The 22,179-nt window shown below is 71.6% G+C and carries 21 protein-coding genes; 12 read left to right on the forward strand and 9 right to left on the reverse strand.

Features of this window, described 5'->3' with window-relative positions; all coding sequences use genetic code 11:
- Positions 1-86 precede the first annotated feature (86 nt).
- On the reverse strand, positions 87-875 hold the full coding sequence (locus OHB44_RS31590; protein WP_266304328.1) for an LmeA family phospholipid-binding protein: 789 nt from the start codon (positions 873-875) through the stop codon (positions 87-89).
- 104 nt (positions 876-979) lie between these two features.
- A complete protein-coding gene (locus tag OHB44_RS31595; RefSeq protein WP_238683106.1) occupies positions 980-2,038 on the reverse strand; it encodes a hypothetical protein in 1,059 nt (352 codons plus the stop codon).
- Between the two features lie 241 nt (positions 2,039-2,279).
- Here OHB44_RS31595 and OHB44_RS31600 point away from each other — a divergent pair, with 241 nt between their 5' ends.
- From OHB44_RS31600 to pstB, 7 genes are all read left to right on the forward strand, one after another.
- Positions 2,280-2,999: a winged helix-turn-helix transcriptional regulator gene (locus OHB44_RS31600; protein WP_181518701.1), complete on the forward strand. Its 720-nt coding sequence runs from the start codon at positions 2,280-2,282 to the stop codon at positions 2,997-2,999.
- A 154-nt stretch (positions 3,000-3,153) separates the two neighbouring features.
- Entirely contained in the window at positions 3,154-4,047 is an 894-nt protein-coding gene (locus OHB44_RS31605; RefSeq protein ID WP_330439098.1) for a polysaccharide deacetylase family protein, read from the forward strand.
- Positions 4,048-4,105: 58 nt separating this feature from the next.
- On the forward strand, positions 4,106-5,032 hold the full coding sequence (gene mshD, locus OHB44_RS31610) for a mycothiol synthase (RefSeq protein WP_266304326.1): 927 nt from the start codon (positions 4,106-4,108) through the stop codon (positions 5,030-5,032).
- 292 nt (positions 5,033-5,324) lie between these two features.
- Positions 5,325-6,431, forward strand: a complete 1,107-nt coding sequence (pstS, locus tag OHB44_RS31615) for a phosphate ABC transporter substrate-binding protein PstS (protein ID WP_238683103.1) — start codon at positions 5,325-5,327, stop codon at positions 6,429-6,431.
- A 39-nt stretch (positions 6,432-6,470) separates the two neighbouring features.
- Positions 6,471-7,562: a phosphate ABC transporter permease subunit PstC gene (pstC, locus tag OHB44_RS31620; protein ID WP_238683102.1), complete on the forward strand. Its 1,092-nt coding sequence runs from the start codon at positions 6,471-6,473 to the stop codon at positions 7,560-7,562.
- A complete protein-coding gene (gene pstA, locus OHB44_RS31625; protein ID WP_266304325.1) occupies positions 7,559-8,647 on the forward strand; it encodes a phosphate ABC transporter permease PstA in 1,089 nt (362 codons plus the stop codon). Before pstC ends, pstA begins: the two co-directional genes overlap by 4 nt.
- 17 nt (positions 8,648-8,664) lie before the next feature.
- Entirely contained in the window at positions 8,665-9,441 is a 777-nt protein-coding gene (gene pstB, locus OHB44_RS31630) for a phosphate ABC transporter ATP-binding protein PstB (RefSeq protein WP_112584183.1), read from the forward strand.
- A gap of 226 nt (positions 9,442-9,667) precedes the next feature.
- On the opposite strand, the gene OHB44_RS31635 is transcribed toward pstB, so the two are convergent.
- Complete coding sequence (locus OHB44_RS31635; RefSeq protein ID WP_330439099.1) at positions 9,668-10,501, reverse strand: NUDIX hydrolase; 834 nt, start codon at positions 10,499-10,501, stop codon at positions 9,668-9,670.
- A gap of 174 nt (positions 10,502-10,675) precedes the next feature.
- Here OHB44_RS31635 and OHB44_RS31640 point away from each other — a divergent pair, with 174 nt between their 5' ends.
- Positions 10,676-11,644 carry a Gfo/Idh/MocA family protein gene (locus OHB44_RS31640; RefSeq protein ID WP_330439101.1) on the forward strand — a complete coding sequence of 323 codons (969 nt, stop codon included), beginning with the start codon at positions 10,676-10,678 and terminating at the stop codon, positions 11,642-11,644.
- A 54-nt stretch (positions 11,645-11,698) separates the two neighbouring features.
- Here the strand turns inward: OHB44_RS31640 and OHB44_RS31645 are convergent, their stop codons facing one another.
- The 3 genes from OHB44_RS31645 to OHB44_RS31655 form a co-directional block, all read right to left on the reverse strand.
- The gene (locus tag OHB44_RS31645) at positions 11,699-12,706 is read right to left on the reverse strand and encodes an inorganic phosphate transporter (protein WP_238683145.1); all 1,008 of its coding nucleotides are present in this window, start codon (positions 12,704-12,706) and stop codon (positions 11,699-11,701) included.
- Between the two features lie 10 nt (positions 12,707-12,716).
- Positions 12,717-13,343 (reverse strand): DUF47 domain-containing protein, encoded by a 627-nt coding sequence (locus tag OHB44_RS31650; RefSeq protein ID WP_030327784.1) that lies wholly within the window; start codon positions 13,341-13,343, stop codon positions 12,717-12,719.
- Positions 13,344-13,470: 127 nt separating this feature from the next.
- Positions 13,471-14,412 (reverse strand): PPK2 family polyphosphate kinase, encoded by a 942-nt coding sequence (locus OHB44_RS31655; protein ID WP_330439103.1) that lies wholly within the window; start codon positions 14,410-14,412, stop codon positions 13,471-13,473.
- A gap of 188 nt (positions 14,413-14,600) precedes the next feature.
- Here OHB44_RS31655 and sigJ point away from each other — a divergent pair, with 188 nt between their 5' ends.
- On the forward strand, positions 14,601-15,566 hold the full coding sequence (gene sigJ / locus OHB44_RS31660) for an RNA polymerase sigma factor SigJ (protein WP_330439104.1): 966 nt from the start codon (positions 14,601-14,603) through the stop codon (positions 15,564-15,566).
- Between the two features lie 24 nt (positions 15,567-15,590).
- Here the strand turns inward: sigJ and OHB44_RS31665 are convergent, their stop codons facing one another.
- Positions 15,591-16,097 carry a DUF402 domain-containing protein gene (locus tag OHB44_RS31665; RefSeq protein WP_266304320.1) on the reverse strand — a complete coding sequence of 169 codons (507 nt, stop codon included), beginning with the start codon at positions 16,095-16,097 and terminating at the stop codon, positions 15,591-15,593.
- 103 nt (positions 16,098-16,200) lie between these two features.
- On the opposite strand from OHB44_RS31665, the gene OHB44_RS31670 reads away from it, so the two are divergent.
- A complete protein-coding gene (locus OHB44_RS31670) occupies positions 16,201-18,405 on the forward strand; it encodes an ATP-dependent DNA helicase (RefSeq protein WP_238683095.1) in 2,205 nt (734 codons plus the stop codon).
- A 114-nt stretch (positions 18,406-18,519) separates the two neighbouring features.
- On the opposite strand, the gene OHB44_RS31675 is transcribed toward OHB44_RS31670, so the two are convergent.
- On the reverse strand, positions 18,520-19,884 hold the full coding sequence (locus tag OHB44_RS31675; RefSeq protein ID WP_238683094.1) for an AI-2E family transporter: 1,365 nt from the start codon (positions 19,882-19,884) through the stop codon (positions 18,520-18,522).
- A gap of 105 nt (positions 19,885-19,989) precedes the next feature.
- On the opposite strand from OHB44_RS31675, the gene OHB44_RS31680 reads away from it, so the two are divergent.
- Both OHB44_RS31680 and OHB44_RS31685 read left to right on the forward strand, forming a co-directional pair.
- On the forward strand, positions 19,990-20,328 hold the full coding sequence (locus OHB44_RS31680; protein ID WP_091402887.1) for a GroES family chaperonin: 339 nt from the start codon (positions 19,990-19,992) through the stop codon (positions 20,326-20,328).
- Between the two features lie 93 nt (positions 20,329-20,421).
- On the forward strand, positions 20,422-20,589 hold the full coding sequence (locus OHB44_RS31685) for a hypothetical protein (RefSeq protein ID WP_167457715.1): 168 nt from the start codon (positions 20,422-20,424) through the stop codon (positions 20,587-20,589).
- A gap of 91 nt (positions 20,590-20,680) precedes the next feature.
- On the opposite strand, the gene OHB44_RS31690 is transcribed toward OHB44_RS31685, so the two are convergent.
- Positions 20,681-22,171 carry a PrsW family intramembrane metalloprotease gene (locus OHB44_RS31690; protein ID WP_238683093.1) on the reverse strand — a complete coding sequence of 497 codons (1,491 nt, stop codon included), beginning with the start codon at positions 22,169-22,171 and terminating at the stop codon, positions 20,681-20,683.
- Positions 22,172-22,179 lie beyond the last annotated feature (8 nt).

The following is a 22,179-nucleotide window of genomic DNA, read 5'->3' on the forward strand; positions in this document are numbered from 1 at the left end:
CCAGTGACCGTGCTGCCACTGGGCCGACCACCATCCGGGATCGTTCGGGCCGCCGAGACATTCGGCGGCCCACAGCGCCTCCGGCGTCAACCAGCGGAGTTGATCGGCACGTTCTTGGCGTCGGCGGTGACCGCCAGCCCTTCCGGCAGTGGACGGACCTCCCGGACCGCGAGCTGGAACGGCAACTCCGGCAGGGGCACGTCGATGGAGATGCTCTTGGCGTAGTTGCTCAGGAAGGCCCGAGCCAGCGGCAGGTTCGGCAGACCCGCGGCGTCCAGGTCGTTGAACCGCAGGGCGACCGCGCCGTTGTCGGCGACAGTGACGTCGGCGGTGCCGCTGATGGTGAGCTTCTGACCGAGGATGTCGGCCGGGGCCTTCACGGTGAGCTTGCCGTTCTGCTCGCCGAGGGTGAGACCCGGGCGGTTCAGCAGCGCGGCCAGACTCTCGTAGCTGATCGTGCCGGCACCGTTGACGGTGTCCGCCACGACGTCACCCTGGCCGGTGCGCAGGGTGTCCAGCGAGGCCCGAACGTTGCGGGCTGTCACGTCGAGCACCGGCAGCCGAACGGCGTCGCCCTCGACCGAGGCCTGCACGTCCCGCAGGTTGATGGTGATCCGCTGGTAGCGGCCATCCACCACCTGGGTGAGGAACGGAGTTCCGCCCACCTCCACCTCAGGTGCGGCGGACTGCGCGCCCTGCTTGGCGATCTCCTGACGTACGCGGTCACCGATCATCCGCTCGGCGACCCCGACCGCGACCCGGTCGGCGACCACCAGCAACCCCGCCAGCACCAGGAGCAGCACGAACAGCCCGATGAGCAGCTTGCGGCCACGCCGTCGGGGTCGCGCCTGGTCCACCGGATAGTCCTGCGCCACGCCGCCTCCTGTCTCCGCCCGCCGCGCCGCGACGGGTCGTTCGTACCGACGCCGCAGGGCGGCGCACCCGTAGGTACCCGACCGGCTCAGCGCTCAACCGTGGCTCAGAGGAAGAGCATGCACATGGCGTACGCGGCGGGCGCCGCCAGGGCGAAGCCGCCGAGCGGGCCCTGCATGTGCCGGGCCACCCACATCGTCGGCGGTTCGCCGGCCATCAACCGGCCCGCCTCCGCGTACCCCACGGCGAGGTCGGAGAGGACGGCGGTGACCGCCGCGACCAGGCCGATCACGGCGGCCCGGGTCGGCGTGAAGGGCGCCACCAGGTAGCTGCCGAGGAGTGCGCTGGTCAGCGTGCCGACCATCGCGCCGGCCACCACGCCGGCGGCGCCCCTGGGCACCTGCGGTGCGAGCCGGGGCCAGGGCAGTACGGCGTCGGTGAGCCGGGCGACGGTGAGCGCGACACCGCTCGCGGTCAGGCAGACGGTGATCGCCTGGGTGCCGGCCGGGATCCGGCTGAGCACGATCAGGGTGCCGAAGGCCACCACCCCGACCACGATGAGCAGCGTGGAGCCGAGGGAGTCGGTGACCCGCACCCGGTCGACCCGACGAACCAGTTGGCCGAGCACCGCGGCGAGGAACCCACCGGCGGCCAGGTAACCCAGCGGCGCCAGGCCGGCGACGTCGGTCTGCACCGCAGCGATGTCGACCAACGCCGCGACAACGGCGCTGATCCCGGCGACCACCAGCAGCGCGGGCGGACGCATGGCCATCGTCCAGGCGAGCACGAACAGCAGTTGGACGCCGAAGATGATGAAGGCGAACGGCAGCCGGTGACCGGGGCCCGACGTCTGCGCGCCGAGCACCAGGCCGACACCGAGCAACGCGGCGAAGCCGGCGATGGTCAGCGCCAGTTGGCGGTGCACAGCGACCGGGGGGATGACCTCCTCCTCCGGCTCGTCGATCTCCTCTTCGGATCGGCGGGCCGGTTCGCCGGCGCGGCGGGCACGGCGCGGCCCACCCCGTTCGCGGCGGTCGCCATCGGTGGTGGCCGGGCCGGTATGCGGCGCGGGCGGTTGGCCGCGCGTCGCTGCGGCGGCCGGACCCGGTTGGGGCCCAGCGGGCCACGATTCGCGGCTGGCCTCGGGCGAGGTGGAGGGAAACACGACCCGATCGTGCCAGACCGACGGCCCGACGCGGTGGTCACGGGTTTCAGCGACGTTAAAATCCGGGCCACGATCAGGGGCAAGGTAGACAAACGGGAAATGGCCTGACGGCGCGGCCGAGGCGATCGGTTAGGCTCAACGCGTTACCCGCCCGTCAGCGACGCCGGGACCACGCAATTTCTCAGCGCACTCCTTGATGGGTGCGACTGGTCGCGTGCGGCCTCGCGCCGCCGGGACGGAGGTGATCGTGGAGATCCTGCTGCTGGTGACCGCGCGTGCAGGAGAGCCGTCGGCTGTGTTGCCGGCGCTCGACCTGTTGCCGCACTCGGTCCGCACCGCGCCGCGTGATGTTCGCACCCTGGTCGCGGGCCCCAGCCCGGACGCGGTGATGGTGGATGCCCGATCGGAGTTGAGCGAGGCCCGCGCGACGTGCCGGATGTTGCACGCCACAGGTCTCGGCGTGCCGTTGGTAGCGGTGGTGACCGAGGCCGGCCTGATCGCACTCAACGCCGACTGGGGCGTCGACGACGTCATCCTCGCCTCGGCCGGCCCCGCCGAGGTCGAGGCGCGACTGCGGCTGGCGGTGGGCCGGCTCAGCAACGCCACCGCCGGCGCGGGTGGCTCGATCCGGGCCGGCGAGTTGACCATCGACCCGGACACCTACGCGGCCAAGCTCAAGGGCCGTCCGCTCGACCTCACCTACAAGGAGTTCGAGCTGCTGAAGTTCCTGGCCCAGCACCCGGGCCGGGTGTTCACCAGGGACCAGCTCCTGCGCGAGGTCTGGGGTTACGACTACTTCGGCGGCACCCGCACTGTGGACGTGCACGTCCGGCGGCTGCGCGCCAAGCTCGGCTCGGAGTACGAGTCGATGATCGGCACCGTCCGCCAGGTCGGCTACAAGTTCGTCGTTCCGCCGTCGCGGTCGCTTCCCGAGGCGGAGCACGCGCCCCTGCCGGTCTGATCGGGAGAGCACTCCGGGCGATTTCCCATATGCCCTTTTTGCGCAGCTTGGCAGCTCTATTCTGACTGCCGGGTTTGTCGGCGAAAGGGGCAATGGTGCGCGCACTGACCACGGGGGCGACGGGCCGGCGTGACCGGCAAGCCAGGCGGACGTCGTGACGCGGGGAAGCTCCACCGCGCGCGCCGCGGGGATCGTGACGCTGGTGGTGGCGGGGCTGCTCGGCTCCGCGTACGTGCTGGGCCGCAGTCTCGTCCCCGACCAGACGCCACGGCAGTCCACCGGTGTCACCACCAGCGCCGACGGACCGCAGTACGCCGACCAACCCAGCATTGGCGAGCCGGGCGGAGCCCCGAGCGCCAGCGCAAGCGCGGCTGAGACCGGCCCGGCCGAGACCGGCCCGGCCGAGACCGGCCAGGACGGGTCCGGACGGGACGCCGGAGACGACAACCTGTTCGGCGCGCACGCCACCACCGGCACCCCGCGGCTCGCGCTGACCTTCGACGACGGGCCGGATCCGCGCTACACGCCGCAGGTCCTCGCCCTCCTGCGCGAATACGACGTACGCGCCACGTTCTGCGTGGTCGGCGAGAACGCGCAGAACCACCCCGACCTGGTCCAGTCGATCGTGGACGGCGGGCACACCCTGTGCAACCACTCCTGGCACCACGACATCGGCCTGGGCGCCCGGTCGGCCGACGCGATCCGCTCCGACCTCCTGCGCACCAACGCGGCGATCCGGGCGGCGGTGCCGAACGCCCCGATCGTCTGGTACCGCCAACCCGGCGGAGCCTGGACGTACCCGGTGGTGTCGGTGGCGCAGCAGCTCGGCATGACCCCGCTGCACTGGTCGGTGGATCCGTCGGACTGGGAACTACCCGGCGCCAGCAAGATCACCGCCACGGTGTTGAGCCAGGCCGAACCGGGATCGGTGGTGCTGCTGCACGACGCCGGTGGGGACCGACAGGGCACGCTGGAGGCGCTACGCCGGATCCTGCCCGACCTGACCGCCCGGTTCGAGCTGGAGGCACTTCCCACCGACCCGGTGTGAGCCGCGGCTTTACGGCGACGCTCCGGGCGTCACGACACGCAACGGATACGGTGGCGGGATGAGCAGCGCGGAGCCGACCAGCGACCAGGTGACCCGGAGCGACAAACTGGCGCCGACGGAGATCGCCGACGTACTCGCCCTCGCCAGCGCCGCAGGTGACACGGACGGAGCGGACCCGCTCGACGAACACGTCCTGCTGCGGCTGCGCGACGCCGACGCCCCGGCCGTTCATCTGATCGCCCGCGCCGATGACGGCACCCTCACCGGGTACGCGCACCTGGACACCACCGACCCGGTCGCTGGGATCGGGGTCGAGCTGGTGGTGCACCCCGCGTACCGGCGGCGGGGCACCGGGCGGGCGCTCGCCCGGGGCGTACTCGCCTCGGCCACCGGGCCGCTGCGCGCCTGGGCGCACGGCGACCACCCCTCGGCCGCCGCGCTCGCCGTCGACCTCGGCTTCGCCCGCGCCCGGGTGCTCTGGCAGTTGCGCCGGCCCCTGGCCGCCCCGCTGGGTGAGCCGCGCCTACCCGACGGGGTGGCGCTCCGCGCGTTCCGGCCCGGGGCCGACGACGCGGCCTGGTTGGCGCTCAACGCACGGGCCTTCGCCGAGCACCCCGAACAGGGCCGGTGGACGTCGGACGACCTGCGGGTCCGCCTCGCCGAGCCGTGGTTCGATCCGGCCGGCTTCCTGCTCGCCGAGGAGACCGCGACCGGCCGACTGCTCGGCTTCCACTGGACCAAGGTGCACGAGCGGCCGGGGTCGGCCCGGATCGGCGAGGTGTACGTCCTGGGGGTGGAACCGACAGCGCACGGCGGCGGGCTCGGCCGGGCCCTGACCACAGCCGGGTTGGCGCACCTGCGGGACAGGCGCGGCCTCGATCGGGTGATGCTCTTCGTGGACGACTCGAACACCGGGGCCGTCGCGCTCTACGAGCGGCTGGGCTTCGCCCGCTGGTCCGCGCACATCAACTACCACCTGGGCTGACCGTCGGCCGTCGCCCCGACCCGCGTCACCGGTGGGTAACGGCCGAGCGTCGGCGGGATAACGCCGAACCGGAAATATGCCCATACATCCGACAGGTGTACCCGGGTTCATTTAACGGACAACTCACCCTCGGCAAGCGGTCACCTCAGGGGCCGTACGTGTTCACCTTGCGTTCACTTGCGACCGGCGAACCGGCTACCTGGCACTTCTAACTTTCGTGTCAGCCGGTCAGTGCCGGTCCTCGGGCCCCGGGATCGGGGCGCCAAGTCAGACGCGAAGGGAAACCCCTCAGGTGAAGCTCCAGCGGTACGGCACTATTGCCTGCCTCGCTCTTGCCGCGACGCTCGGCCTCAGTGCATGCGGCTCGGACAACAACGAGCCCGCCTCCGGCGCGAGTGCTTCGGGCTCGGCCGCCGCGGTCGACTGCGCTACCGGCACGCTGAACGCCCAGGGCTCGTCGGCGCAGAAGAACGCCATGGCCGAGTGGATCAAGGCGTACCAGCAGAAGTGCCAGGGCACCACGATCAACTACGAGGCTTCCGGCTCGGGCGCCGGCATCCAGGCGTTCATCGCCGGGACCGCCGACTTCGCCGGTTCCGACTCCGCGCTCAAGCCGGAGGAGCAGCCGCAGGCCGACGCCAAGTGCGTCGGTGGCAAGGCCATCCACCTGCCGATGGTGATCGGCCCGGTGGCCGTCGCCTACAACGTCAGCGGCGTGGACAACCTCCAGCTCAAGCCGGCCACCCTGGCGAAGATCTTCGCCGGCAAGGTCACCAAGTGGGACGACGCCACGATCAAGGCCGACAACCCGGGCGCCACTCTCCCGGCGACCACGATCCAGACCGTCCACCGCTCGGACGAGTCGGGCACCACCGACAACTTCACCAAGTACCTCTCGAAGACCGCTGAGAGCGACTGGACCCTGGGCAACGCCAAGGCGTGGAAGGCCCCGGGCGGCACCGGCGCCAAGGGCTCGGACGGCGTGGCCAGCCGGGTCAAGGGCGCGGACGGCTCCATCGGCTACATGGAGTGGTCGTTCGCCGAGAACGCCGGTCTGAAGATGTCGAAGATCGGCAACGGCAACGGCGAGTTCGCCGCGCTGACCGCCGAGGCGGCCGGCAAGACCATCGCCGGCGCTGCCGTCGAGGGCCAGGGCGACGACCTCAAGCTGAAGATCGACTACAACACCAAGGAGGCCGGGGCCTACCCGATCGTCCTGGCGACGTACGAGATCGTCTGCAGCAAGGGCCTCGCGGCCGACAAGCTGAAGCTGGTCAAGGGCCTGCTGGGCCACGCCGCCAGCGCCGAGGGCCAGGCCTCTCTCACCGAGCTGGGCTACGCCCCGCTGCCCGAGACGGTCCGCACCAAGGTCGAGACCGCGGTCAAGAACCTCTCCTGACCCGACCCCACCACCTCAGCAACGGAATCGAGCGAGCAGATGGGTGAAACCCCTCACCGCTCGGCCGACGCCGGCACCGGCGGGACGCGCGTGACCCAGAGTCACGAGTGGCCCGCCGGTGCCTCGGCGCGTGTGGCCGAGGCACCAGTCAGCACCCGATCCCCGGGCGGCACCGGGCTGGGCGGCGGCGGCGCGCTGCCGCGCAGCCGTAGGTTCGGCGCCGAGCGGGCCTTCCGCGGTCTCACCCTGGCCGCCGGCACCGCCGTTCTGGTCATCATCGCCGCCATCGCGATCTTCCTGGTCGCCAAGGCGGTGCCGGCCCTACGCGCCAACACCGAGAACTTCTGGTCCTACGAGGGCTGGTCCCCCAACGAGACAGAGCCGAAGTTCGGCATCGGTGCGCTCGCCTTCGGCACAGTGCTCAGCTCGGCTCTCGCACTGCTCATCGCTGTGCCGGTGGCGCTCGGCATCGCGCTCTACCTCTCGCACTACGCGCCGCGCCGGTTGGGCACCGCGCTCGGCTTCCTGGTCGACCTGCTGGCCGCCGTACCGAGCGTGGTCTTCGGCCTCTGGGGGCGGGACGTCTTCAGCAGCCCCGTCCGGGACTTCTCGGTCTGGCTGAACCAGCACTTCGGCTGGATCCCGCTCTTCGGCGGCGACGGCCCCTTCGGGGCGTCCGTCATGCTCGGCGCCCTGGTGCTCGCGATCATGGTGCTGCCGATCATCACCTCGCTCTCCCGCGAGGTGTTCCTCCAGACCCCCACCGCGAACGAGGAGGCCGCCCTCGCCCTGGGCGCCACCCGCTGGGAGATGCTCCGCACCGCGGTGCTGCCCTACGGCCGTCCCGGCATCATCGCCGCGATGATGCTCGGCCTCGGCCGGGCGCTCGGCGAGACCATCGCCCTGGCGCTGACCCTCGGCATCACCTTCGGCATCTCGTTCAACCTGATCCAGAACGGCGGCAACACCATCGCCGCCAACATCGCCAATGCGTTCGGCGAGGCGAACGAGACCGGCCGGGGCGCGCTCATCGCCTCCGGTCTGGTGCTGTTCACCATCACGCTGATCGTCAACATCACGGCGCGGGCGATCATCTACCGCCGCCGGGAGTTCACGGAGTCGGCCGCATGACCACAACCGCCACCTCCCACCGCACCCGGCCGCCGGCCCAGCCCAACTCGCTGCGGACCAAACGGCTGCCCTGGTACGCCGCCCCGGCCATCGCCGTAGCGGCCCTGGCGCTCTCCGCCGTGATCGTCTACGGCACCAGCATCGGCGGGCCGGTCCTCGTGGTCGTCCTCGGCGCGATCCTCTACCTGGTCGGGCTCTTCGCCGCCTCCAACGCGGTCGAAGGGCGCCGATCGGCCCGCAACCGCACCTGGAGCGCACTGATCCACTCCGCCTTCGTGCTGGCGGTGCTGCCGCTCGTGTCGGTGGTCTGGACGCTGGTCAGCAAGGGCGCCGACCGACTGGACGTCAACTTCTTCCAGACCTCGATGAACAACATCGGGGCCCGGGACGCCAACGGCGGCGCGTACCACGCGATCGTCGGCACGCTGGAGCAGGTCGGCATCGCCACCCTGATCACCGTCCCGCTCGGCGTTCTCTGCGCGATCTACATCGTCGAGTACGGGCGGGGCAAGTTCGCCTTCGCGATCCGGTTCTTCGTGGACGTGATGACCGGCATCCCGTCGATCGTCTCCGGCCTCTTCGTGCTGGCGTTCTGGGTGCTGATCGTGTCGCCGTGGTTCAACGACGGTCGGCCCAGCTTCTCCGGCTTCGCCGCCGCGCTCGCGTTGAGCGTGCTCATGCTGCCCACCATCGTCCGGTCCACCGAGGAGATGCTCCGCCTCGTACCGGCGCCACTGCGCGAGGGCGCGTACGCGCTCGGCGTACCCAAGTGGAAGACCATCCTGCGGGTGGTGCTGCCGACGGCGCTGCCCGGCATCGTCACCGGCGTCATGCTCGCCATCGCCCGCGCGGCCGGTGAGACCGCGCCGGTGCTGCTAGTCGCCGGCGGTGGCGCCGCGATCAACACCAACCCCTTCGAGAACAACCAGTCGTCGCTGTCCCTCTTCGTCTACCAGCAGGCCGGCGACGCGTCGAAGTACGCCCCGGCACGGGCGTGGACCGCGGCACTGACCCTGGTCGCCCTCGTGCTCATCCTGACGATCGCGGCGAAGCTGCTGGCCCGTCGCAACAGGCTCAGCCGATGAACCCCGGAGGTACCACCATGGCCAAGCGCGTCTCCGCCTCGAACGTCACCGCGTACTACGGCGGCTTCAAGGCAATCGAGAACATCAACCTGACTGTCGAGCCGAAGACGGTCACCGCTCTCATCGGGCCGTCCGGCTGCGGCAAGTCGACGTTCCTGCGGTCGATCAACCGGATGCACGAGGTGCTGCCGGGGGCCCGGGTCGAGGGCAGCCTGACCATCGACGACCAGGACATCTACGACCGGGACGTGGACGTCACAGCGGTCCGGCGCACCATCGGCATGGTCTTCCAGCGGCCGAACCCGTTCCCCACCATGAGCATCTTCGAGAACGTGGTGGCCGGGCTGAAGCTCAACGGGGTCCGCAAGAAGTCGATCCTGGAGGACGCGGCCGAGAAGGCCCTGCGCGCCGCGAACCTGTGGGGCGAGGTCAAGGACCGGCTGGGCAAGCCCGGCGCGGGCCTCTCCGGCGGTCAGCAGCAGCGGCTCTGCATCGCCCGGACCATCGCTGTCGAGCCGCAGGTCGTTCTTATGGACGAGCCGTGCTCCGCCCTGGACCCGATCTCCACGTTGGCGATCGAGGACCTGATGTTCCAGCTCAAGGACAAGTTCACGATCATCATCGTGACGCACAACATGCAGCAGGCCGCCCGGGTGTCGGACCGGACCGCCTTCTTCTCGATCGAGAAGACCGGCGACCCGGGCCGGCTGATCGAGTACGACAACACCCAGAAGATCTTCAGCAACCCGAGCGTGAAGAAGACCGAGGACTACATCACCGGCCGCTTCGGCTGAGCCGACCACGTCCGGTCACCGGCGCCCCGCCTCCCGGCGTGGGCGCCGGTGCCATATCCGCCGCCGACACCGCCCGTGGACCAAGATCGCGCCGATCTTGCAGTTTCGGTTGTCGAGATGGGTGGGATGCCCCTTGTGTCGCGACAGAAAGCGCAAGATCGCGGGGCGGGGGCGGGGGCGGGGGCGGGGGCGGGAGCGGGAGCGGGAGCGGGGGGCGGCGGGGGGCTCAGCTCAGGACGAAGCGGGGTTCGCCGTCCGGGGGCAGGTCGAGGCGCGGGGTGATCGGGCTGGCGGCGTCCCGATCGGCCGCCGCCCGCGCCACCCCGGCCAGGTCGCCGGCCGCGGCCACCTGGGCCAGCGTGACCAGCGTCGGCGGCAGCATGGTCAGTTCGCCGGCCCGAGCGCGGGCCAGCGCGTCCGCCGGGCGGATCCACAGGGTGTGGTCGGCCTCGCCGGAGACGTCGCGGGTCCGCTGGCCCGCCGGCAGCAGGGCGACGAAGAAGTACGTGTCGAAGCGGCGCGGCTCGAACTCGGGAGTGATCCACCGGCTCCAGGGCAGCAGCAGGTCCGACCGAACTGTGAGCTGACGGTCGGCGAGCAGCGCCGCGAAGCCCAGCCGGCGCCCCTCCAGGTCCTGCCGGGCAGCCTCCCAGTCGTCGCCGCTGACGTCGCCCACCACTGTCTCCCGGTTCGGGCCGGCGAGCAGTACGCCAGCCTCCTCGAAGACCTCCCGAGCGGCGGCGCAGACCACCGCCTGCGCGGCCTGCGGGGCCACCCCGAGCCGGTCCGCCCACTCGCCCGGCGTCGGGCCAGCCCAGTCCAGGTGCGCCTCCGAGTCGGAGCGGTCCACCCCGCCTCCGGGGAAGGCGTACATCCCGCCGAAGGTCATCGCGGCGACCCGGCGGATGACGTACACCTCGAAGTCGGCGTCGGTCGGACGCAGCAGCAACACGGTGGCCGCGACCCGCGGCGTCGCCGGGGTGCCACCCTCGGCCTGGAACCGGCGGGCGTGCTCGACCAGGGCGGCCGGGGCGGCGAAGCCGTCGCTGTCGATCGTCATGCCGCGAGCCTAGTTCCCGGCAGCGCGACCACCGCCGGGCGCCAGGCGATGAGGGATCATGAAGTTGTTGCCATGACACGCCGTGCCGCCGGGCAACAACTTCATGATCGACGAGGGTGGTCGGGGGGTGGGAGGGGGAGGCAGGGGTTCACCTGGCTCGGCTAGCGTTCCGGCATGACTCGTTGGGGCATCCTGGCCACCGGCCACATCGCCAGCCGTTTCGCCGAAGACCTCCGGCTGGTGCCGGACGCCGAGTTGGTAGCGGTCGGTTCCCGCGCCGCGGAGAGCGCCCGGCGCTTCGCCGACACGTACGGCGCGAAGCGCGCCTACGGCTCCTGGGTGGAGTTGGCCGCCGACCCGGAGGTGGACGCGATCTACGTGGCGACCCCGCATTCCGCGCACTACGAGGCGGCGATGACCTGCCTCACCGCCGGGCGGGCGGTGCTGTTGGAGAAGCCGTTCACCCTCGACCTGGCCACCAGCACCGAGTTGATCGACACTGCCCGCGCCGCCGGGGTCTTCCTGATGGAGGCCATGTGGATGCGGCTGAACCCGATGATCCTGCGGGTGGTCGAGCTGATCGCGGACGGGGCGATCGGCACGGTGACCGGGGTCCGGGCCGACTTCGGGGTGGCCGGGCCGTTCCCGCCGGAGCACCGGATGCGCAACGCGGCGCTGGGCGGGGGCGCCCTGCTCGACCTGGGGATCTACCCGATCAGCCTGGCTCACCTGCTGCTCGGGGTGCCGCAGCACATCCGGTCCTGGGCGCAGCTCGGCCCGGAGGGGACGGACGAGAACACCGGCATGCTGCTCGGCTACGACAGCGGTGCGCTGGCGACCCTGAGCTGCGGCATGGTCGGGTTGAGCGGGCAGACCGCCTCGGTAACGGGCACCACGGGGCGGATCGACCTGCCGGAGCCGTTCTTCCGGCCGGGTTCGGTGACGGTGCACCGGGCCGGCGCGGAGCCGGAGACGATCGTCGCCGACGGTGCCGGCAACGGCTACCAGTACGAGGCGATCGAGGTGCAGCGCTGCCTCGCCGCCGGGCTGACCGAGAGCCCGGTGGTGCCGCACGCCACGACCCTCGAGGTGATGACCCTGCTGGACACGGTCCGCGAGCAGATCGGCGTCCGGTACGTCTGAACAGCGGTAGGGCCCCGGTCACGGTCCAACCGTGACCGGGGCCCTACCGAAAACTCAGCCGAAGAGCGGCCGGACCAGCAGGTACGTGACGCACGCGATCAGCGCGGAGGCCGGGAACGTGATGATCCAGGCGAGCACGATGTTGCCGGCCACGTTCCAGCGAACGGCGGAGAGCCGCTTGGTCGCGCCCACACCCATGATCGCGGAGGTGATGGTGTGGGTGGTGGAGATCGGCGCCTTCAGAACCAGTGCGTTGAAGTAGAGCACGGCGCTGGCGACGGTCTCGGCGGCGAAGCCCTCCGGCGGCCCCAGGTCGATGATCTTGCGCCCGAGGGTGCGAATGATCCGCCAACCGCCGGCGTACGTGCCGAGGGCCAGCATCGTCGCCGAGGTCCAGAACACCCACCCCGGGATGTGCGTCTTGCTCTCCTGGAAACCACCGGTGTAGAGCGCCAGCACCACGATGCCCATGGTCTTGGCGGCGTCCTGCATGCCGTGACCGACCGACATGGCGGCCGCCGAGGCGGTCTGCGCCCAGCGGAAGCCCCGGTTGAGCTTGCCCGGCTGCCCCTTCCGGAACAGCCACAGGATGGCCAGCATCAGCAGGTAACCGAGGGTGAGGCCGACGATCGGCGACAACACCATCGGCAGCAGCACCTTCTCGCCGATGTTGACCCACTGCACGATCCCGCCGGCGGACAGCAGGGTCGCGCCGACCAGGCCGCCGAAGAGCGCGTGCGAGGACGACGACGGCAGGCCGAAGTACCAGGTGATGAGGTTCCAGGCGATCGCGCCGAGCACGCCGGCGAAGACCACCCCGAGGCTGCTCACCCCGGTGGGAAGCGTGACCAGGTTGTCGCCGACGGTCTTGGCCACGCCAGCGCCGAAGTGGGCGCCGACGAAGTTGCCGACCGCGGCGAGGCCGAGGGCGATCCGAGGGGTCAGCGCCCGGGTGGAGACGCTTGTCGCGATCGCGTTGGCGGCGTCGTGGAAGCCGTTGGTGTAGTCGAACGCCAGGGCTACCCCGATCACCGCCAGCACGGCGATGAGTTCGGGTGTCACAGTCACAGGTTCAGGACTCCTTGACCGCGATGGTCTCGACGGTGTTGGCCACGTGCTCGAAGGCGTCGCAGGCGGCCTCCAGCTCGTCGGCGACCTCCTTCATCTTCAGCACCGTCAACGCGTCGTACTCACCGGAGAAGAGGCGGACGAGCAGCTGCCGGTTGATCCGGTCGCCCTCGTTCTCCAACCGGTTGCACTCGATCCAGTAGTCCTCGAGATCCTTCATCGACTTGAGCCGGGGCATCGCGTCGGCGGTCAGTTTGGCCTGCTGGTCGAGCACGTTGACCATCTCGTGCAGCTCGCGGGGCAGCGCCGGAAGCTCGGTCAGCCCGTACAGGTAGAGCAGGTCGCCGACCGCTTCGAGGTGGTCCATCACGTCGTCCAGCAGCGAGCCGAGCCGGTAGATGTCCTCCCGGTCGAACGGGGTGATGAAGGTCGAGTTGATCTTCTTGTACAGCTCGTGGGTGATCTGGTCGCTGTCGTGCTCGACCTCGGTGAGCCGCTCGCTGACGGACTGCACGTCCACGCCGGGCAGGGCCAGCTCGTTGAGCAGCGCGGTGCCCCGGACCAGGTTCTGCGCGGCCCTGGTGAAGAGCTCGTAGAAGGCGCCCTCGGTGGGGCGGAAGGAAAACTTCACAGCACAGACCTCGTCGCGTCGGTGGAAGGGTGGCGGCACCCGAGAGCGCCCGCTCGGTGAATGCTAGGAAACGCCAGAACCGCGAATTCGCCGGCCCACCCCTGGCCAGGCACCATTCACCGCTCGTTCACCTGCCGTTCATCTCGGCCGCCCCACCCGCACCCACTCCCCCAGCCAGCAGGCGCTTCCGCTCCCCTGCAACGTCGAAATCGGCAGCCGGATACCCGAGACCGAGCGTGTCGAACGTCTCACGCAGCAGGTGGGCCACCGCCCAGTCCCGGTACCACTTGCGGTCCGCCGGCACCACGAACCAGGGCGCGGCGTCCGTGCCGCACCGGCTCAGGGCCTCGGCGTACGCGGCCTGATAGTCGTCCCAGTGCCCTCGCGAGTCGATGTCGGAGGGGTTGTACTTCCAGTGCTTACGCGGGTCGTTGAGCCGGTCCATCAGGCGCTTGCCCTGCTCGGCGTACGAGATGTGCAGCATCACCTTGATCAGGGTGACGCCACCCTCGGTCAGCTCCCGCTCGAACGAGTTGATCTCGTCATAGCGGGCTCGCCAGGTCGTCTCCGGCACCAGCGAGCCGACCCGGGCGATCAACACGTCCTCGTAGTGCGAACGGTTGAACATCCCCACGTACCCCGGCGGTGGCAGCTCCCGGCGAATCCGCCAGAGGAAGTCGTGCCGCAGCTCCTGGCGGGTCGGCGGCCCGAACGAGCGGATGTGCAGGCCCAGCGGGTTCATCGCGCCGGCCACCCGCTTGATCGTGCCGTCCTTGCCGCCGCAGTCCATGGCCTGGAGCACCAGCAGCACCCGGTGCGCCGGCCGCTCTGACCCGGTCTTGGCCATCGCGAAGAGCATCTCCTGTCGCCGGCCCAACTCCTCGCCGACCAGCTCCACCTGCTCCCGCGCCCAGGTCTTACGGTGCTCGCCACGGCCCGCGGGCTCCGGCAGGCCGGGCATGGACCGCGGATCGATCGCGCCGAGATCCACCGGCGCGGTGACCCGCAGCAGGTCCCGCACGGAACCGCCGTCCGGTGCCACGATCTGCCCTTGCTGGGGTGCGCTCATGCACGGATCATCGCCCACCCTCAGCCGTTTCGCCCGCCGAGGCCCACCTCCGAACCTGGCCCGCTGATCGGCCCCGACCGACCTGCGCCGATGGCAGGCACCGGTCCACCGAGCCGTTTCGGGGCTGCCGGCGGGCCCACTCGGCGAGAGGATGTAGGCCGGAACGCCGACCGGAAGGGGTGGAGGTCGTGCGGGAGTTGGCGACGGAGTTCGAGGCCGAGCGGGGCCGGCTGCTCGCGGTGGCCCACCGGATGCTGGGCAGCCGCAGTGAGGCGGAGGACGCGGTGCAGGAAACCTGGCTGCGCTACGCCGGGGCGCTGGCCGATCCGGCGGCCCGCGCCGAGATCCGGGACCTGTCCGCGTGGCTGACCACCGCCTGCGCTCGAATCTGCCTGGACGTGCTCCGCTCGGCCCGGGTCCGCCGAGAGGCGTACCCGGGGCAGTGGCTGCCGGAGCCGGTGGTGAGCCCGTCGGGCGGCCGGTCGCCGGCCGACGGCTACGCGCCCGACCCGGCGGAGCGGGCGGTCCGCACCGACGAGGTCGGCACGGCGCTGCTGGTGGTGCTGGAGCGGCTCGCGCCGGAGCAACGGGTCGCCCTCGTGCTGCACGACGTGTTCGCGCTGCCGTTCGCCCGGGTCGCTGGGGTGCTCGGCACCACCGAGGTGGCGGCCCGGCAGCTCGCCTCCCGGGCCCGACGGGCGGTCACCTCGCCGGACGTACCCCGGCACACCGCCGACCCGGCCGAGCAACGCCGGGTGCTCAAGGCGTTCGTCGCCGCCACCGAGTCCGGCGAGTTGGACCAACTGCTCCAGGTGCTCGCGCCGGACGTGGTCTTCGTCGGCGACTCGGGCGGGCACTTCCCGGCCGCCCGCTGGCCGGTGCTCGGCGCGGACTCCGTGGCTCGCCTCACGCTCGGCCTGTTCGGCCGAACTGGCCGCTACACCGACCGGGTGCTGGCTCGGCCCGTGCTCGTCGACGGCATTCTCGGCCTACATCTGGAGACGACGCACAGCGACGGGCGACCGATCCGCCTGGTCACCGCGTTCGCTGTCGACCAGGGCCGGATCACCGCCATCTACAACCAGCTCAACCCCGAGAAGCTGACCGACCTGCCGCCGCTGAACGCCGACGACGGTTGGCCTCCACGCTGGTGAGCCGGCCCGACCGGGCGTGCGGCCTCAGACCACCAGAGCCAACCACTTGCGGTACGCGGTGGCGAACGGCTCGGTGCCGTCGCCCAGGGCCCCCAACAGCCGCTGCGCCGCGGCCTCGGCCTCGGCCACCACGTCGTCCGGGTAGCCGAACCGGGCCCGGTGCTCGGCGAACTCGTCCTCGTCGAGCAGCTCCACCAGGCCCGTGGCCCGACGCCGGACGACGTCCAGGTCCAGGTCGATCAGGTGGACCGTGTCGTCGGACTCCCAGCGGGCCGGGGTCGTGATGTCGCAGTAGACCTCGCTGGTGCGGGGCGGGGGGTTGAACATGGCCGTCCACCAGGCGCGGTGTGGCACCAACAGCACGAACGGGATCTTCTCCACCGAGGGCCGACCGTGGTAGACCGACTCGGTGCCCTCGGGCACGCCGAGCCAGACGCCGAGATCGTCCTCGGTGAGCCGGCGGGCCGGGTAGTCGCGGTGGGCGCTGCCGTCGTACTTGCGGTAGATCACACGGACCATGTCGCTCGGCATGATTCGCACCCTAACCGATACAGCCCAACGCGTCGTAGCGCGGCCGTAACCGGACGGGGTCGGCCGCAACGCCCGCTCCGGTCGGCATCGCGCCACGCGGCGGATGGGCGCTGTCGGTGTCGGCGGCGCCGGGTACCGTCGCACGGTGACTCCGCCCCGCACCGCCACCGGTTCCGCCACCCCGTCGGCCCGTGCCAAGGGCCGGCGGCGGGGTGCCCGGCCCAGTGGCACCGAGCTGCTGGCGGCGGCGGTCGGCGCGGTGCCCGGCGGCGCGGAGCGCCCCGGCCAGCTGCAGATGACCACGGCGATCGAGGAGTGCGTGGCCGGCGGCGAGCATCTGCTCGTGCAGGCGGGCACCGGCACCGGCAAGTCGCTGGCCTACCTCGCGCCGGCGCTCACCGTGGACGGCCCGGTGGTGGTCTCCACTGCCACCCTGGCGTTGCAGTCCCAGCTGGTCGACCACGACCTGCCCCGGCTCGCCGACGCGGTCGAGCCGGTGCTCGGCCGTCGGCCCACCTTCGCCGTGCTCAAGGGCCGCCACCACTACCTCTGCCTCGCCCGACTGGACAACTCCACCGAGGAGGAGCCGGAGGACACCCTCTTCGACGCCCCCGCGTCGCGCCCCGGCGGCGGGACGAAGTGGCTCGGTGAGGCGGGCCGGCTGGGCAAGCAGGTCGAGCGGCTGCGCGACTGGGCCGAGAAGACCGCCACCGGCGACCGGGACGAACTGGACCCGGGCGTCGAAGACCAGGCCTGGCGGCTGGTGTCGATGCCGGCCCGCGAGTGCGTCGGCGCGGCCCGTTGCCCGTTCGGGCAGGAGTGCTTCGCCGAGGCGTCGCGGGCCCGCGCCCGGGAGGCCGACATCGTGGTGACCAACCACAGCCTGCTCGCTGTCGACATGCTCGCCGACCGGCACATCGTGCCGCCGCACAAGCTGCTCATCGTCGACGAGGCGCACGAGCTGGCCGACCGCGTTTCCTCCGCCGCCCAGGCGGAGCTGGTGCCGGAGCTGATCGACCGGACCACCCGGCGGGCCCGTACGCTGCTGCGCCCGGAGACCGCCGAGGCGCTCACCGCCGCCGGCGACGCCCTGGCGGTCGGGCTGGCCGAGGCGCCGGCCGGGCGGATCACCGCGGGGCTGCCGACGCCACTGCGGGAGGCGTGCACGCTACTCGACGCGGCGACCCGCTCAGCCCTGGACGCGATCGGCGACATCAAGTCCGACGACCCTGACCCGGTCCGCAAGCAGCAGGCCAAGGCCGCCCTGGACGAACTCTCCACCACCGCGCAGCGGCTACTGGAGGAGGGCGACCACGACGTGGCCTGGGTGGAGAAGAACGACAGCGGCAACCGCCGGGCACTGGTGGTCGCCCCGCTGTCGGTGGCCGGCACCCTCGCCACCCACCTGTACGACGAACGCACAGTAGTGGCCACGTCGGCGACCCTGGCGCTGGGCGGCCGGTTCGACACTGTCGCCCGCGCCCTCGGGCTGGACGCGCCGCCGCCCGCCCCGCCGACCCCCGCCGCGGCCGCACTGGCCGCCCGCACCGGTCCCGGCCGGCCGGCTGCCGAGGCGCCGGGCCGTCGCCTCGCCGGCGACGTCACACCGAACGCCGTCGTCCCGGCCACCGAGGGCCCCGGGTGGCGGTCACTCGACGTCGGTTCGCCGTTCGACTACGCCCGGCAGGGCATCCTGTACGTCGCCGCGCACCTCCCCCGCCCCAGTGTCTCCGGGCTGCCCGAGGCTGCCGGGGAGGAGTTGCTCGGGCTGGTCGAGGCGCTCGGTGGTCGTACTCTCGGGCTGTTCTCCTCCCGGCGGGCCGCGCAGCAGGCGGCGGAGCTGTTGCGCGCGCGGACCGACCTGCCGGTGTTGCTCCAGGGGGAGGAGTCGCTGCCGCTGTTGGTGCGTCGCTTCCGCGAGGAGCGCGCCAGCTGTCTGTTCGGGGTGATGTCGCTCTGGCAGGGGGTGGATGTGCCGGGCGACGCCTGCCAGCTCGTCGTCATCGACCGGCTGCCCTTCCCCCGCCCGGACGAGCCGTTGGCGGCGGCCCGCGCGGCGGCGGTGGACGCGGGCGGCGGCTCCGGCTTCGCGGCGGTCAGCGTGCCGATCGCCGCGGTGCGGCTGGCCCAGGGTGTGGGCCGGCTGATCCGGGCGACCGGTGACCGGGGTGTGGTGGCGGTGCTCGACTCCCGGCTGGAGACGGCCCGAGGCTACGGGCCGTTCCTGCGCCGCTCGCTGCCGCCTTTCTGGTACACGACCCGTCCCGAGGTGGCCCGCGGCGCCTTGGAACGCCTGGCCAAGTCCTGACCCGCGCGCCGCTTGGGCAGGCCACGATCGCGCTACGACGAGGAAAGAGTGGTCTCCCGCTGGCGGGAGACCACTCTTTCCATGATCCTGCGTGATCTGGCGGGACGCGCGGGTCTAGGGAGCCTGGGAGGCGACGACCACGGCGTCGGGCGGGGTGTCCGGCACCCTGCGGGCGGCAAGCCGGCGGACCGCCGTGTTCAGCACCGCGATGAGCGGCACGGAGACCAGCGCGCCGGTGATTCCGGCGAGGACGACACCGGCGGCGATACCGATGATCACCGCGAGCGGGTGCAGTGCCACCGCCCGGCCCATGATCAGCGGTTGGAGCACGTGCCCCTCGACCTGCTGGACGCCGATCACCACACCGAGAATGATCAACGCGGTGACCGGGCCGCTGTCGACGAGTGCCACCAGCACCGCCACGCCACCGGAGAGCGCCGCACCGACGATCGGGATGAACGCGCCAAGGAAGACCAGCGCGGCCAGCGGGAAGGCGAACGGGATGTCGAAGATGACCAGGAAGATGCCGATGCCGACCGCGTCGATGAAGGCGACCAGCACTGTCGCGCGAACGTAGGCGACGAGCGTCTGCCAGGAGGCGCGGCCGGCGTCGTCGACCTTCCAGCGGGCGGCCACCGGCAGCAACCGGACCAGGAAACGCCAGATCCGGTTGCCGTCGCGCAGGAAGAAGAACGTCGCGAAGAGCACCAGCAGCGTGCCGGTCAACACCTCGGCCAGCGTCGCGGCGGTGCTCAACGCGCCGCTGGTGAACCTTGAGGTGTTGTTGTTGATCCAGCCCTGCGCCTCGTCGATGTAGCGGTCGAGTTGCCCGTCGGAGAGGTGCAGCGGGCCTGTCTTCAGCCAGTTCTGGATCTGCCGGACGCCCTCCGAGGACTTCTCGCTCAGCTCCGGTACGCCACGAATGAACTCGTTGACCACCAGCGTCAGCGTGCCGATCACCGCGGCCAGGCCGCCGACCAGCACCACCGCCGTCGCCAGCGACCGGGGGAACCGGGCCCGCAGCAGCCAGCCCACCGCCGGGGCGAGCAGCGCGGAGAGCAGCAGCGCGATGGCCAGCGGAATGATCACGATCTTGACCGTGCCGACGATCCGCAGCAGCGCCCAGGCCACCACGCCGATCACGATCAGTCGCCAACACCACGCGGCGGCGATCCGCAGCCCGTGCGGAACGTCGGCGTCGTCCCGGCTGGAGGTGGAGCTGTGCAGGTCCACCGGGGGCTCCGCGCCGTAGACGGTGGCGCTCGACGGCGCGGTCGGCCCCGGCACCGTCGGCGACGCCACCCGGGCCGCCTCCGACGCGTCGCTCAACGCGTCACTGGAGACGCCCTCATCGGCGCGCGCCGACTCCTGTCGTGACTGGTAGGCGCGGCGAAGCCGCCCGCGTACCCGCTCGAAGCGGCTCAAGCGCACCTCCTGGCAGAAAACCCGGCCCGCCGACGGCGACAGGTCGGACAGCATACGTCCGTTCCCGACACCGTAGGGCGGTTCCGCCACACAATGCCCCGACCACCTCCGGCGTAACCACCGGCCGGCCACCGTTGGCCACACGGTAGCGTCTGCGACGTGACCGCCGACAACGATCTCGACGCCGGCCTGCCGATCCGCCTGCTGCACGACCGTGTGCTGGTGCGGATGGAGGGCAGCGAGGGCGAACGCCGCTCCACCGCTGGCATCGTCATTCCGGCGACCGCGGCGGTCGGCAAGCGCCTCGCCTGGGCCACAGCGGTCGGGGTGGGGCCGAACGTCCGCGCCATCGTCTCCGGCGACCGGGTGCTCTTCGACCCGGACGAGCGCTCCGAGGTCGAGCTGCACGGCCGCGGTTACGTGCTGCTGCGGGAGCGGGACGTGCACGCCGTGGCCGCCGAGCGGATCGAGAACGACTCGACCGGCCTCTACCTCTGACGCACCTCCCCCGGCCCTCAGGCCCTGTCGCGCACCGTTTGCCCGGCCGCACGACGGGAAGCCATCCGGCGACCGTGGCCCTGGGGAGGGACGATGCCGGTATTCGTGAAGAAGCTGTTGACCTGGGGCAGTGTCGCGTTCCTGATCTACTTCATGGCCTTTCGGCCGGACGGTGCCGCGCAGATGTTCCGGGCGATCGGGGCCGCGCTGATCGCGATGTTCCAGGGCCTCGGTGACTTCCTCACCTCGCTGCTGGCCTGAGCCGCGCTGCTGGCCTGAGCCGCGCTGCTGGCCTGAGCCGCGCTGCTGGCCTGCCGTCAGCGGTCAGCCGCCAGGCCCGGGGCCGCAGCTGTCAGGGGTGCGTCGGCGGCCAGGGCGACGCCGGGCGCAGGCCGGGCCAACCGGGCGGGGCGTACCCCACCGGAGCCGGGGCCGGAGCCAGCACCACGGGGATCGGCACCACCGGCTCGTCCGGCGCGTCCACAGCGCGCTGGGTGCCGTCCGGGAAGCGCAGGTGGTAGCGGCTGCCGTCCCAGACCCCCGCCGGGGCCTGCGGGTCCCGACCCACGAAGAACGACCGGTATTCGGTGATCGCGTCCAGCAGCTCCCGCTCCTCCCGGGCGGTCCGCTCCTGGTCGGCGGGTTTGCGGTCCAGGCCGCGCAGCGCCCCGTCGCGCAGCAGGGCCAGCCGGGTCGCCGCGGACTGGTAACCCCGCATCGCCCGCACCCCGGCGTCGCCGGCCACCCGCCGCGCCCAACTGCGGGCGGCGTGCCGCCGGCCGAGACCACTCAGGGCGGCCACCTCGGGCGGGCTGAGCCAGCCGGCGCGTACGTAGTCGGGTAGGACCCGCTCGGTGAGCCGCCCCTCCCAGGCGCGCAGCCACAGCGCCAGTCCCACGGTGCCGAAGAAGACCGGCACCATGAGGCCCAGGAAGCCGTACAGCATGATCATGGTCTCGCCGGTCGCCTGGGTCAGCGTGGGCAGCAGATTCCACGTGCCGTGCAGCATCATCGCCAGCAGCAGGCCGGCGATCGGGGCGAGCACCCGGATGCGCCGGTCGGCCGTCCGGGAGGCGATACCCAACCCCACACCGGTCATCGCTGTGAAAAGGGGATGGGCGAACCCGAACAGCAGGATCCGCAGGATGAAGATCGCGATGACCTGCTGGATGCCGGTGGCCGGGCCGTACCGGTCGGCGCCGGACGCGTACCCCAGACCGCCCAGGTAGAGGATGTTCTCCACCATCGCGAAGCCGACCGCGGCGAGCCCGCAGTAGACCAGGCCGTCGGTGATCCCCGACCACTCGCGGCGGCGGAACACCAGCAACAGGATCGGGCCCAGCGCCTTGGTCAGCTCTTCGATGAACGGCGCCACCAGCACTCCGGTGAGCGCGGACGGCAGGCCCCAGTCGGCGAAGCGGTTGGCCGCGAAGTCGTTCACAGTGAGCGAGGCGGCGGTGGAGACGAACGCCCCCCAGGCGAAGCAGAAGATCAGATACTTGAGCGGCTCCGGTTCGTACCGGTCCAGCCAGAGGAAGCAGCCCACCAGCACCGGCACCGGCAGGATGGCGGCGACCACCCCGATCAGCAGGGCCTGCACACCGAGTGACTGGCCGAGCGTGAAGACCATGAAGACCGCGCACGCCGCGATCAACAGCACCACCCCGGCCAGCACCAGGAACCGCCGCCAGCCCAGTCGGCGCAGCGGCATCCGGGGCGTCTCACCCATGGGCGGGACGGCGGGCGCAGGCGCGGCGGCGGGCGACGGCGGCAGCGGTGAACCGGGCGGGGTGTCGGCCATGCGGTCAGCGTAGCCATCCGCCGCCGGCTGGTTCGGTCGCATCGGTAGCC

It is taken from the genome of Micromonospora sp. NBC_00821 (genome assembly GCF_036347035.1).
In the GTDB taxonomy this organism is placed as follows: domain Bacteria; phylum Actinomycetota; class Actinomycetes; order Mycobacteriales; family Micromonosporaceae; genus Micromonospora; species Micromonospora hortensis.